The organism is Actinacidiphila polyblastidii (genome assembly GCF_036353415.1).
GTDB classification, from domain to species: Bacteria; Actinomycetota; Actinomycetes; order Streptomycetales; family Streptomycetaceae; genus Actinacidiphila; species Actinacidiphila polyblastidii.
This window is the reverse complement of sequence record NZ_JAZEWV010000026.1, coordinates 46,667-59,078: the sequence shown is the minus strand read 5'-3', so window position 1 is coordinate 59,078 and position 12,412 is coordinate 46,667. Positions and strand designations below refer to the sequence as shown.

The 12,412-nt window shown below is 73.0% G+C and carries 11 protein-coding genes; 3 read left to right on the top strand and 8 right to left on the bottom strand.

The window, feature by feature from the left end; genetic code table 11:
• Window positions 1–7: 7 nt before the first annotated feature.
• Entirely contained in the window at window positions 8–1,417 is a 1,410-nt protein-coding gene (locus V2S66_RS25125; RefSeq protein WP_330798669.1) for an FAD-dependent oxidoreductase, read from the bottom strand.
• A gap of 90 nt (window positions 1,418–1,507) precedes the next feature.
• The gene (locus V2S66_RS25120; protein WP_330798667.1) at window positions 1,508–2,197 is read right to left on the bottom strand and encodes a TetR/AcrR family transcriptional regulator; all 690 of its coding nucleotides are present in this window, start codon (window positions 2,195–2,197) and stop codon (window positions 1,508–1,510) included.
• 199 nt (window positions 2,198–2,396) lie between these two features.
• Here V2S66_RS25120 and V2S66_RS25115 point away from each other — a divergent pair, with 199 nt between their 5' ends.
• Window positions 2,397–3,077 (top strand): NADPH-dependent F420 reductase, encoded by a 681-nt coding sequence (locus tag V2S66_RS25115; RefSeq protein WP_330798665.1) that lies wholly within the window; start codon window positions 2,397–2,399, stop codon window positions 3,075–3,077.
• Window positions 3,078–3,216: 139 nt separating this feature from the next.
• On the opposite strand, the gene V2S66_RS25110 is transcribed toward V2S66_RS25115, so the two are convergent.
• Together V2S66_RS25110 and V2S66_RS25105 are read right to left on the bottom strand one after the other, a co-directional pair.
• Window positions 3,217–4,182: an LLM class flavin-dependent oxidoreductase gene (locus V2S66_RS25110; protein ID WP_330798663.1), complete on the bottom strand. Its 966-nt coding sequence runs from the start codon at window positions 4,180–4,182 to the stop codon at window positions 3,217–3,219.
• A 211-nt stretch (window positions 4,183–4,393) separates the two neighbouring features.
• Window positions 4,394–4,960 carry a TetR family transcriptional regulator gene (locus V2S66_RS25105; protein WP_330798660.1) on the bottom strand — a complete coding sequence of 189 codons (567 nt, stop codon included), beginning with the start codon at window positions 4,958–4,960 and terminating at the stop codon, window positions 4,394–4,396.
• A gap of 135 nt (window positions 4,961–5,095) precedes the next feature.
• Here V2S66_RS25105 and V2S66_RS25100 point away from each other — a divergent pair, with 135 nt between their 5' ends.
• On the top strand, window positions 5,096–5,971 hold the full coding sequence (locus tag V2S66_RS25100; RefSeq protein ID WP_330798658.1) for an SDR family NAD(P)-dependent oxidoreductase: 876 nt from the start codon (window positions 5,096–5,098) through the stop codon (window positions 5,969–5,971).
• Window positions 5,972–6,139: 168 nt separating this feature from the next.
• Here V2S66_RS25100 and V2S66_RS25095 read toward each other — a convergent pair whose 3' ends face one another.
• Window positions 6,140–6,601 (bottom strand): lamin tail domain-containing protein, encoded by a 462-nt coding sequence (locus V2S66_RS25095; protein WP_330798657.1) that lies wholly within the window; start codon window positions 6,599–6,601, stop codon window positions 6,140–6,142.
• 227 nt (window positions 6,602–6,828) lie between these two features.
• Between V2S66_RS25095 and V2S66_RS25090 the strand changes: the two genes are divergently transcribed.
• A complete protein-coding gene (locus V2S66_RS25090; RefSeq protein WP_330798655.1) occupies window positions 6,829–7,623 on the top strand; it encodes an oxidoreductase in 795 nt (264 codons plus the stop codon).
• Between the two features lie 40 nt (window positions 7,624–7,663).
• On the opposite strand, the gene V2S66_RS25085 is transcribed toward V2S66_RS25090, so the two are convergent.
• The 3 genes from V2S66_RS25085 to ligD all read right to left on the bottom strand — a co-directional run bounded on the left by V2S66_RS25085 (window position 7,664) and on the right by ligD (window position 12,106).
• Window positions 7,664–9,475: an ABC transporter permease/substrate binding protein gene (locus V2S66_RS25085; protein WP_330798653.1), complete on the bottom strand. Its 1,812-nt coding sequence runs from the start codon at window positions 9,473–9,475 to the stop codon at window positions 7,664–7,666.
• Window positions 9,468–10,880 carry a quaternary amine ABC transporter ATP-binding protein gene (locus V2S66_RS25080; protein ID WP_330798650.1) on the bottom strand — a complete coding sequence of 471 codons (1,413 nt, stop codon included), beginning with the start codon at window positions 10,878–10,880 and terminating at the stop codon, window positions 9,468–9,470. The genes V2S66_RS25085 and V2S66_RS25080 overlap by 8 nt, the downstream gene beginning before the upstream one ends.
• 287 nt (window positions 10,881–11,167) lie before the next feature.
• The gene (gene ligD, locus V2S66_RS25075; protein ID WP_330798721.1) at window positions 11,168–12,106 is read right to left on the bottom strand and encodes a non-homologous end-joining DNA ligase; all 939 of its coding nucleotides are present in this window, start codon (window positions 12,104–12,106) and stop codon (window positions 11,168–11,170) included.
• Between the last annotated feature and the right edge of the window lie 306 nt (window positions 12,107–12,412).

Here is a 12,412-nt window from a genome sequence, read left to right as displayed (position 1 = left end):
TGGTCGGTTACGGCTGCGGTGGGACGGCGGGGGTCGGCTCGTGCGTGCGGGGCGCCGGGACGCCCGTGGCCTGCCGGGCCGCCGGCTGCCGCACGGCGGGCCGGAGGAAACCGCTGATCAGCACGCGGATCAGGGTCTTCGGCAGCAGCAGGGCCTGCGGGGGGTCCAGCAGACCGGCCACCCGCATCAGTGCGGCGGTGACCTTGGAGTCCCTGGACGCGGCGCGCTGCAGGCGGGCCATGTAGGCGTTGAGGAAGCGCACCTTCGGCGGCCGCTCGCCCTCCACCTCGGGGTAGGCCAGGTCGCTGCCGGCGGCCATCTCCCACGGCACGTCCACGACGGCCGCGATGTCCTTGAGGAAGGCGGTCGAGGAGGGCCGGCCCGGCCGCGCCAGGTGCGCGCGCAGCGTCAGCGCCTCCAGCGAGGCGACGCTCATGCCCTGGCCGTAGACCGGGTTGAAGCTGCACACCGCGTCGCCCATCACCAGCAGGCCGTCGGGGAAGGCGGTCAGCCGCTCGAAACGGCGCCGCACGCTCGCCGGGAAGCTGAACCGGACCGGCTCGTCCACCGGCTCGGCCCCGCGCAGCGCCTCGGCGATGTCCGGCACCGTCAGCGAGTGCAGGAACGCCTCGAACCCCTCGGGGTCGGTCGGCGGGTGGTCGCCGAGCATCCCGTTGAGGGTGAGGATGTACGTGTCGGGCCCGACCGGGGCGAAGAACGCGCCGCGGTGGTGCTCGGTGAAGGGGATGACGTTGATCGCGGGGGCCTTGCGCGGCATCCGGTAGTGCCGGGTGGCGTAGGCCAGGCCGATGCGTATGCGCTCCTCGTCGGGGCGCTGGTATCCCAGCTGCTCCAGCCACGCCGAGGTGCGCGAGCCGCGCCCGGTGGCGTCCACCACCAGGTCCGCGGTGAGCGTCAGCGGCTCGGAGTCCGCGCCGTCGGCCTGCCGCCGCACCTGCACGCCGGTGATCCGCGAGCCGTCCTCCGTGGCCTGCGGCTGCAGGATGTCGTGCTGCTCGAGGAAGGTGACGTTCGGCAGCGCGGCCACCCGCGCCCGCAGGTGCGCCTCGAGCACCGGCCGCCGGGCGGCGACGCTGAGCAGCCCGGTGTCGGCCAGCTGCACGCGGCGGTTGTGGAAGTACCAGTGGATCTCACCGATGTCGTACGTGGGGACACCGGTGTCGCTCAGTTCCTGTGTGATGCCCGGGAAGAGCTCCTCCATGACCTGGTGGCCGCGGGCCAGCAGACCGTGGGCATGCACGTTGTGCGGTGCGCCGCGGCGGGGCTCGCGCACTCCCAGCAGCCTGTCACGGTCGACGACAAGGACTTCCCGATACGAATCGGCGAGCACGCGGGCCGCAAGCGTCCCCGCGATGCTTCCACCCAGCACGATGGCGCGGTCCCTGCTCTGAGTCATGGCGCCAGTGTGGTGGGGGGTGCAGGAGTCCAGCCTCTTCCTGATTGCCGGGGTTGGTGCGGTCGCGCAGGGTGCGCGGAGCCCGGGCTGTCAGCGGGTGCGGACCAGCCGGGCGGCGGCGTCGGCGGCGGCTTCAGCGCCGGCCTCGGAGGCGACGGCGGGGGCCGCCTCGGTGGGGGCGCCGGCCTCGGCGGCCGCGGCGACGGACGCCTGCACGAGCAGCCGGGCCGCCGTCTTGGCGGCCTGCGCGGCCAGCGGGTCCGGCGCCAGCGCGCCGCCCGCCAGCACGCCGTCCATCAGCAGTGTCAGCGTCCTCGCCAGCTGGTCGGGGTCGGCCGCGCCGGCCCGCTCGGCGAGCCGCCGCATCCAGGCCCGCACGTCGCGCTTGTGCCGCACCGCCAGGGCGTGCACGGGGCTGCCGGGCTCGGCCTCGGCGGCGGCGTTGACGAAGGCGCAGCCGCGGAAGCCCTCGGCGTGGCACATGCCGGTGAGCGCGTCGAAGACGCCGACGAGCTGCGCCGCCGGATCGGGGCCCGCGGCCTCCGCGGCGCCGTGCAGCTGGCCGCTGCAGACGTCGTCGATCTTCTCGACGTACGCCAGCGCGAGCTTGTCCTTGGCCGGGAAGTGCTTGTAGAAGGTGGCCTTGGCGACGCCGGACTCCTCGATGATCCGGTCCACCCCGACCGCCCGGACACCGTGGGCGTAGAAGAGCGTCAGCGCGGTGTCGAGGATGCGGTCGCGTGCCGTTCCGCGTGCGGTCCGCGTGCCGTCGGCGGCCATCGGCTCCTCCAGGTGACCCAGCCATGGCAGACAGCTCGTTCTGTCTGCCCCACCAGCCATCCTCGCGCAAAGTTGCCTGGTGAACAAGGTGACGTCGTTCCGGCCGCCCTTGAAAGTAGACAGAACATTCTGTTACTTTCGTCACTGTAGCGGCCGCTCCGGGGTCGGCCTTTCACTCCACTGGGAGCAGAGGACCATCATGAAGATCGCAGTTGTGGGCACCGGGTTCGCCGGCCGGACCCTCGCCGGGGGGCTCGCGGAGCTGGGCCACCAGGTGACCATCGGGACGCGCGACGTGGCCGAGACCCTGGCCAGGACCAAGGCGGACGTGATGGGGAACGTGGCGTACCCCGTCTGGGCCGAGACCCACCCGCACATCGGGCTCGCGCCGTTCGCGGAGGCCGGCGCCGGGGCCGACTTCTTCGTCAACGCCGCCTCGGGCGCGGCGTCGATCGCCGCGCTCACCGCCACCGGCGCCGAGAACCTGGCGGGCAAGGTCCTGCTGGACATCTCCAACCCGCTGGACTTCAAGAACGGCTTCCCGCCGAACCTCTTCGTCAAGGACACCGACTCGCTCGGCGAGCAGATCCAGCGCGAGTTCCCCGAGGCGCGGGTCGTGAAGTCGCTGAACACCATGGTCGGCAACCTCTTCGTGACGCCCAAGGCGGTCGCCGACGGCGACAGCACCGTCTTCGTCTCCGGCGACGACGCGGACGCCAAGCGGATCGTCACCGAGCTGCTCGCGTCCTTCGGCTGGAACGACGTCATCGACCTGGGCGGCATCGCCACCGCGCGGGCCACCGAGATGATGGTGCAGGTGCGGCTGCTGACGATGACCAGCATCGGCACCCCGATGTTCAACTTCAAGATCGCACGCTGACGCCCGCGGCCGCCCGCACCGGCGGCCGCAGGCAAGGCGATGCCGCCGGTCCCCCCGTCGGGACCGGCGGCATCGCCGTACGCGCCGGGCAAGGGGCGCCGCCCGTGCCGGACGGGTGCGCCGACGAGCCGGCCGACCGTCAGTCGACGTCCAGCGCGTGCAGCGCGGGCACCACCTCGTCCGCGATGATCCGCAGGTGCCGCTCGTAGTTGTCGAACGACCCGAGCCGCAGCACGATCTGGCGGGCGCCGGCGTCGACGTACTGCTTGAGCCAGTCCACGAACGCCGACGCGGAGCCGCCGAAGTACAGCTGGAAGCCGGACATCACGTCCACCGGCAGGTTGTTGTAGCGGTTGGTGTAGTCCTCCAGGCCGGCGCGCGCCTGGTCGACGTCGTCGTTGATGTGGACGGTGGTGTAGAGGCAGCGGGTGAGGGAGGCCGGGTCACGGCCCGCCTCGGTCAGGGCCGCCGAGATGTTCGCACCGTTCTCCGCGTACTCCTCCGGGGTGACCCGGATCGGCATCCAGCCGGCGTAGTGCCGGGCGATCCGCTGGACCGCCTTCTTCTTGCCGTTGGCGGCCAGCCACAGCGACGGGCCGCCCTTCTGCAGCGGCAGCGGCTGGTCACGCAGCGCCCGCATGTCGTAGTACTTGCCGACCAGGTCGCCGTCCTCGCCGTTCCAGGCGGTGAGCCAGCCGGCGACCATCTCGTCCATCCGCTCCAGGCGCTCGCCGAACGTCATCACCTCGGCGTCCAGTTCGGCCTTCACCGGCAGCGGGAAGCCGGCGCCCAGCCCCATCCGCAGGCGTCCGCCGCTGAGTTGGTCGAGGGTGACGATGATGTGCGCCAGTGCGACCGGATTGCGGGGCGGAGCGATGAGGGCGCCGGTGCCGATGGTCACGCGCTCGGTCATCGTGGCGACCGCTGCCAGCAGCGTCATCGGCTCCAACCGGTGCCGGGCGACATAGGCGTCGCCCGCGTACACCGCGTCGTAGCCGAAATCCTCGATCTGGCGGGCGATCTTGAGCAGTGGGCTCGCCTCGGCCGCGCCGAGGATGGCCACCTCGCGCGTGGGCAGAGCGACGCCGACCTGGACCCCAGACATTTTTACCTCCATGGTATGTGTCGGGTCGGATGCGCACGGAATGCCGTACGCAGTTGTCCGCCTCCCCCGGTGGCGGCGCGGACCCGGCGGCCGCCGCCCCGTTCATCATCGGCGCGGCGGCGGAGCCGGGCACCTTCTGTATTGCCATCGCCCAGGTCCCGGTCGGAGGCACCGCGGGGGCCGGCGCGGGGCGGAAGCGGAAGGCGGGCGCTCAGCCGAGCAGCGCCGTGACGGCGTCGACCACGACCCGGCGGCGGTGCGCGGCGGAGTGCCCGTCGTCGAGCAGCGCGTCGAACTCCGGGACGCTGGAGCTCCAGAAGCCGGATATGTGCAGCACCAGACCGAGCAGGTCGACCGCGGAGAAACGGTCCGTCAGGACGCCCGCGGCCTGCGCGTCGGCGATCGCGCGGACCTTGGCGGCGTTGCTCCGCACGACCACCGGCAGCAGCGCGCCGGCGCCGGCCCGCTCCAGCCGGTACCAGGTGGCCAGCCGCTGCACGTGGGGGCGCTGCCGGTACGAGTCGAAGAGCCGGCCGGCGTACTCGGGGAGGTCGGCCGGGTCGATCGGCACGGCGTCGACCGTCTCCCGGCACATGGCGTCGAAGACGGCGTCGAACAGGCCGTCCTTGCTGCCGAAGTAGTGGTAGATCTGCGCCTTGTTGCTCTGGGCGGCCGCCGCGATCCGGTCGACCCGGCTGCCGGCGATGCCGTAGGCGGCGAACTCCTGCGTCGCCGCGTCGAGCAGTCGGCGGCGGGTGGCTTCGGCATCCCTGGTCATGGCGGCCACAATATCAACTAACCGGACAGTTGACAGGGGCTTCCCGAAGAGGTTCCATGAAGGTGGTGCTAATCAACCGGTTAGTAAGCAAGCTCGACCGAGCCCGACGAAGCTCGACGACATCCGGGAGTAGTCATGTCCGCAACATCCGTGTTCCTGGTCAGCGGCGCCTCACGCGGGCTGGGCCGGGAGATCGTCGCGGCCGCGCTGGAGGCGGGGCACCGCGTGGTGGCCGGCGTGCGCAGCCCCTCCGCGCTGGACGACCTGGCCGCGAAGCACGGCGACGGGCAGCTGGCCGTCGTCCCCCTCGACGTCACCGACGCCGACGCCGCGCGGGCCGCCGTGGCCACCGCCGTCGACCGCTTCGGACGCCTCGACGTGCTGGTCAACAACGCCGGATACGCCAACGTGGACCCGGTCGAGGACGTCGGCTTCGACGACTTCCGCACCCAGGTGGACACCAACCTCTTCGGCGTCGTGCGGCTCACCCAGGCGGCCCTGCCGGTGATGCGCGAGCAGCGCTCAGGCCACATCGTGCAGGTCTCCTCGGTCGGCGGCCGGCTGGCCGTGCCCGGCCTGTCCGCCTACCAGTCCGCCAAGTGGGCCGTCGGCGGCTTCTCCTCGGTGCTGGCCGGCGAGGTCGCGCCGCTGGGCATCAAGGTCACCGTCCTGGAGCCGGGCGGCATGCGCACGGACTGGGCGGGCTCGTCCATGCGGGTCGGCCCGATCCGCGCCGAGTACCAGGAGACGGTCGGCGCGATGGCCGCCATGCACAGCCCCGAGTCGACGGCGGCGAGCGACCCGGCGAAGGTCGCGCGCCTGCTGCTGGAGGTCGTGGGGCTGCCGCAGCCGCCGCTGCGGCTGCTCGTCGGGCCGGACGCGTACGCGTACGCCACCGCGGCCGGGCGGGCGCTGCTCGCGGAGGACGAGAAGTGGCGCGACCTGAGCGTGTCGACGGCCGCGGACGACGCGACGCCCGAGCAGATCGACCCGCTCGGGCACGCCTCCTGACGACGGGTGCGCCCGATCAGGGGCGCGGGCCGCCGACCGCCGGCCGGCGGCCCGGGAGCGACAGCAATGGCCCCGCCGGGCCGGTGGCGACGTGCAGCCGTCGTCAGCGCCGCGAGAACGGCCGCGCGCGGGGATCGGGTCCGGGGGAGAGCCGCGGCCGGAGGCCGCTCAGCAGAGCTTGTAGGCGACCCGCGCCGAGTTGTAGGAGCAGGTGTCGACCGTGGCGCCGGTCGACCGCCGGAGCGTCGCCGTGTCCTTGTCGTTGTTCCAGACGTACCAGGCGCGGCCCTGGTAGCGGTGGGCCGCGGTGTTGCCGCCCTTGCCGGTGTGGACGACCACGGACCTGTGCGCGCCCAGCGAGTACGTGCCGAAGGTGTAGACGTGACGCGACGCGTCGGTGAGGGTCCAGCCCTTGAGGCTGACGTTCGACGACGTGGTGTTGGCGATCTGCACGTACTCCGCGTCGAGGCTCGTCTGGGAGCCCGTGTCGCTGCCCGGACTGTTGTAGTAGATCTTGTACAGGAACACCGAGCCGGACGCGGCGCCGGCCTGCTGCGCGGGCAGTGCGGCGGCGGCGACACCGGCCGCGGCCAGGACGAACGCGGTCGCGGCGCGACGGAATCGAAGCATGGGCCCCCCTGGGCGTAGGAGCCGGGCGCCCCCCTGGCGGGCCCGGCGAGACGCACAGACTATGGGTGATCGTCATACGTTCGGACGGTCATGCCGGAAGTTTGCGCGCATATGGGTTCAGTCGCGGGGCCGTTGCGGCGGAACGACGCGCGCGGGCCGGTCGGGGCGCAGGGTGGGAGGCAGCGGTCCGCGGGCGGCGCGGGCCAGGACGCGAGGAGTCGAATCCCATGAGCACCCAGCAGAACCCGGCCGAACTGGACGGCAGGACCGCCCTGGTGACCGGCGCGAGCCGGGGGATCGGGCTGGCCGTCGTGGAGGCGCTGGCGGCGGCGGGCGCGCGGGTCGTCGCCGGGTCGCGCACCTCCTCCGAGCGCCTGGAGGCGCTGGCGGCGGAGGGCCGGGTCCGCTGGGTGCGGGCCGACCTCGGCGCGCCCGGCGGGGCGCAGGCACTGGTGGAGGCGGTCGGCGGGCCGCTGGACGTGCTGGTGAACAACGTCGGCTCGGCGCCCGCCCGCACCGGCGGGTTCCTGTCCGTGAGCGACGAGGACTGGCAGCGCGCCCTCGACCTCAACCTGCTCTCCGCGGTGCGCACCACCCGCGCCGCCCTGCCCGGCATGGTCGCGGCCGGGCGCGGCGCGATCGTCACCGTCGCGTCGGTGAACGCCACCCTGCCCGACCCCTTGGTGATCGACTACAGCGCGGGCAAGGCGGCGCTCGTCGCCTTCTCCAAGGCGCTGTCCAAGGAGGTCGGGCCGCAGGGCGTCCGGGTGAACACGGTGAGCCCCGGCCCGGTGGAGACCGAGCTGTGGCTCGGCGGCGGCGGGGTGGCCGACACCGTGTCGGCCGCCGCCGGGATCACCGCCGAGGACGTGGTGGCCCAGGCGAAGGCCGCCACCGTCACCGGCCGCTTCTCCCGCCCCGAGGAGGTCGCCGAGCTGGTCCGCTGGCTGGCCTCGGACCGCGCCGCGAACATCACCGGCAGCGACTTCCTCATCGACGGCGGCTTCATCCCCACCTGGTAGGCGCGGCGGCCGGCGCAGGAGGCCCCGGCCGCCTCACGGGTCAACCGGCGCCGACCGGCGCCATCCTGTCCACCGTGCCGGGGTTCGCGGCCATCCACGCCTTGACCCCGGCCTCGGTGTTGCCCTCGCCGGCCTTCTGGATCGCGGCTTCCAGCGAGCCGAGTCGCGCCTCGGTCATCGTGAAGTTCCGCATCCAGGAGGCGACCTGCGGCAGCTTGGCCGCGCTGCCCTTGTTGGCCAGGTCGTGGATGGAGTCGCCCGGCCCCCAGAGCCCCTTGGGGTCGGCCAGCTTGGTCATCGCGTACGTGCTGTACGCCCAGTGCGGCGACCACAGCACGACCGCGACCGGCTTCTTCTGCGCGTAGTCCCGCTTCAGCTCGGCGAGCATGCCGGCGGTCGAACTGGCCACCAGCTTGTACTCCTTGTCCAGGCCGTAGCCCGGCAGCACCTTCGTGGAGAGCAGCTTCATCTCGCCCGCGCCGGGCTCGATGCCGATGATCCGCCCGCCGAACTGCCCGCTCCTCCCCTTCAGATCGGCCATCGTGTGGACGCCCTTGACGTACGACGGCACGGACACCTCCAGCGAGGTGCGGCCGTACCAGGCGCCGAGGTCGCGGTAGTCCTTGCCGTACTGCCGCAGGTACGAGGCGTGCGTGGTCGGCAGCCAGGCGTCCGTCAGGTAGTCCAGCGAACCGGACGACAGGCCGGTGAAGGCCGCGCCCGGGTCGTACGTGCTGACCTGCGCACGGTAGCCGCGCTGCGTCAGCACCTGCTTCCACAGGTTGGCGGAGGCGACGGACTCGTCCCAGTTGAAGGCGCCGATCCGTACGGACCTGCCCTTGCCGACGTTCGCCGCGCCGGTGGCGGTCGTCGCGCCGGAGCCGGAGTCGCCGAAGACGCCCATGCCGCCGGCGACCAGCGCCAGGATCGCCACGCCGGCCACGCCGACCGCCGGGCGCGGCCGGTAGCGCAGCACGCCGAAGCCGTGCACCGAGGCGCGCATCGAGGCGAGCGCGCGGCGGCCCAGCGGCGAGACCTGCTCGCCCAGCGCGCCGGTGATCCGGTCCAGGTAGATGGCGAGCACGACCACCGAGACGCCGCCCTCGAAGCCGAGGCCGATGTCGACCTGGCTGATCGCGCCGAAGACCGTCGAGCCGAGGCCCTCCGCGCCGACCATGCCGCCGATGACGACCATGGACAGCGCCAGCATGATCACCTGGTTGACGCCGGCCATGACGGTCGGCAGCGCCAGCGGCAGCTGCACCCGCAGCAGGGTGCCCAGCGGCGGGGTGCCGAACGCCTCGGCGGCCTCGACCAGTTCGGGGTCGACCTGCCGGATGCCCAGCTCGGTCATCCGCACCCCGACGGGCATCGCGAAGACGATGGTGGCGATGACCGCGGGGACCGTGCCGAGGCTGAAGAAGATGATCGCCGGGATCAGGTACACGAAGGCCGGCAGCGTCTGCATCACGTCCAGCACCGGGCGCACGACCAGCCCGACCGTGCGCCGCCTGGCCGCCCAGATGCCCAGCGGCACCGCGAGCACCAGCGCGACCGCGGCGGAGACGACGACCAGCGACAGCGACTGCATGGCCTGCTGCCACTGGGCGACCGAGTCGATCAGCGCGAATCCGGCGAAGGCCAGCACACCGGCGACCACGCCGCGCATCCAGAAGGCGATCACCGCGAGGATGGCCGCCATCAGCAGCGGCGGCGGGCCGCCGAGCACCCACTCCACGCCGTCGTACATGCCGTTGACGACGGTGCTGATCGCGTCGAAGAGCCAGGACAGGTGGCGGGTCAGCCAGTCGACGGCGTCCTGCGCCCAGTTGCCGAGATGGATCCTAGGCACCGGTGGCCTCCTTCGGTGCGGACGGCCGCGCCGGGCCCGCGGGGCCCGCCTCCCCGCCCCGGGCGCCGGGAACCGCGGGGATCACCGGGTGAGCCGGTTGGGCCGGATGGGCTGGTTGAGCCGGATGAGCCGGTGGGACGTGGTCGATCGGGTCGACCTGGTCCCGCGGGTCGAGGGACCGGTGCGGTTCGACGGACGGGTCGGCCCCGGCGCTGTGGTGGTCGCCGAGCGCCGCGAGCAGCGTGCCGGTGGAGATCACCCCGGTGAGCCGGCCGTCGGCGTCGACCACGGCCAGCGGCAGCGTGGTGCGCGAGGCCGGGCCGAGCAGCCCGGCGAGCGGGGTGTCGGCCTGCGTGGTGACCGGCGCGAGGTCGGTGTCCATCAGCTCGCCCATCACGCTGTCGCTGCGCAGCGCGCGCGTGACCTGCTCCTCGGTCACCGTGCCGACCAGCTCGCCGCCGGCCGCGACGACGAACGCGGCGTGCGCGTCCTCGTCGGTGCGCAGCGCCTCCATCGCGACGTCGGCGTGGCAGGCCGGGGTGACCGTGACCGCGTCCTGCATGATCGAGGCCGCGGTGAGCACCCGGGAGCGGTCCACGTCCTGGGTGAAGCCGGCCACGTAGTCGTCGGCGGGCGCGGTGAGGATGTCCTGCGCGGTGCCGGTCTGCACGATCCGGCCGTCGCGCATCACGGCGACCCGGTCGCCGAGCCGCATCGCCTCGTTGAGGTCGTGGGTGATGAAGACCACCGTCTTGTGCAGCCGCCGCTGGAGCTCCAGCAGCTGGTCCTGCATGTCGCGGCGGATCAGCGGGTCGAGGGCGGAGAAGGACTCGTCCATCAGCAGCAGGTCGGCGTCGGTGGCCAGCGCGCGGGCCAGGCCGACCCGCTGCTGCATGCCACCGGACAGCTCGTCCGGCCAGGACTTCTCCCAGCCGGCCAGCCCGACCAGCTCCAGGGCCTCGGCGGCCCGCCGCTCGCGCTCGGCGCGGGCCACGCCCTGGACCTCCAGGCCGTAGCCGGCGTTCTCCAGCACGCTGCGGTGCGGGAAGAGCGCGAAGTGCTGGAAGACCATGCTGATCCTGCGGGAGCGCATGTCGCGCAGGGCCTTCGGGGACAGGGCCGTCAGGTCCTGGCCGTCGAACATCACCCTGCCCGAGGTGGGCTCCAGCAGTCCGTTCAGCATCCGCAGCAGCGTGGACTTGCCCGATCCGGACAGTCCCATCACCACGAAGATCTCGCCCTCGCCGACCTCGAACGAGGCGTCGATCACGGCGGCCGTGGTGCCTCCTTCACGGAGACGGTCGCGTACGCCCTCGGGGTCGGCGTCGGCCTGAAGCCGGCGCACACCCTCCGAGGGCCTTCGACCGAAGACCTTGAACACTTGCTCCACGACGATTTTGGACACGTCTGCCTTTCGGGGCCGGGGACGGGAACACAGCAACGCCGCGCCTTTCCAGGCCGCCGAGCGGCAAACGTCAGCGGAAAGTGACGAACGTCCCATCGCGGTGCGGGAGCCGTCGTGGCGTCCGCCGTACGGCCGTGACCAGGGCGTTCCCCTGGTCTCGCGCGCCGGGTCGGGTGCTGCGCGTCACGCCGGTGCGCCGGTGCCCGTCACGCCGGGTGAGCGGACGGGTGTCGCGCCGGGGGAGCGGACGGTCGTCACGCGGGGCGGGTCGGGAGGCGTTCCCGCCGTCACGCCGGGTCCTCGCGCACCACCTCGGCAGGGGCCTTGTCGTCGCGCAGGCCGAGGAAGCGCGGGTGGCGCAGCAGCCCGTCGCGGGTCCACTCGCTGAAGCCGACCTGGGCGACGAGCCGCGGCCGCACCCAGTGCGCGCCGCGTTCGCGCGGCCGGGTGGCGAAGGGGGACGCCGACTGCTCCAGCGCGTCGAGCCCGGCGCGCAGCGCGCGCAGGTCCCGCTGCGACCAGCCGGTGCCGACCTTGCCGGCGTAGCGCAGCGCGCCGGACGCGTCGTGGTAGCCGAGCAGCAGCGCGCCGAAGCCGATCCGCGAGCCGCCCGGCTCGGTGAACCCGCCGATCACGAACTCCTGCCCCCGCTCGCACTTCAGCTTCAGCCAGTCGCCGGAGCGCCGGTGCTGGTACGGGGCGTCGGCGCGCTTGGCGATCAGGCCCTCCCAGCCGCGGGCGCACGCGTCGGCGAGCAGGCCGGCCGCGCCGCGGGCGCTGTCGTGGTTGCGGTGCGGGGTGAACCGCAGCGGCCCGCCGGAGGACAGCGCCGAGCGCAGCAGGGACTTGCGGGTGCGCAGCGGGAGGGCGGTGAGGTCCCAGCCGTCCAGCGCGAGCAGGTCGAAGACGTAGTAGGTGACGACGACCGGGCTGGCGCGCACCGCCGCCGGGTTCGTCAGGCCGAGCCGCTGCTGCAGCAGCGGGAAGTCGGTCCTGCCGTCCTTCATGGCGACGATCTCCCCGTCGAGGGTGGCGCCGCCCGCGCCCCGTGCCGCGAGGGCCTCGACCACCTCCGGATAGGTGGCGCCGATCGACCGCCCGGTCCGCGACAGCAGGCGGGTCGCGCCGCCCTCCTCGCGTACCGCCAGCGCCCGCACCCCGTCGAGCTTGCGCTCGAAGACCCACCGCTCGTCGAACGCGCGCCGCGCGCTGAGCGTCGCCAGCATCGGCCGCGCCGCCGCCGCTCCCGGGTCCGCTCCGACCGGCCGCAGCAACGCCTGCTGGGCCTGCGGCACCCCCTGGTACGCGCGCTCGGTGGGCACCGGAACCGCTCCCTTCGCGTCGTGAGGTCCGTCACCCATTTCAGCCGCCGTCCGCCGGTTCTGCCGGGTGGAGGCGGGGTGCGGCGCGGCGCGCGGCCACCCGGCTTGACTTGAACAGACAGGTCTGTCTAAAGTGACGAAGCAACTTAGACAGACCTGTCTACTCAGTCTGTCCGCTCCGTCGATGTGGACGCAGTGCGGAGTCCGACC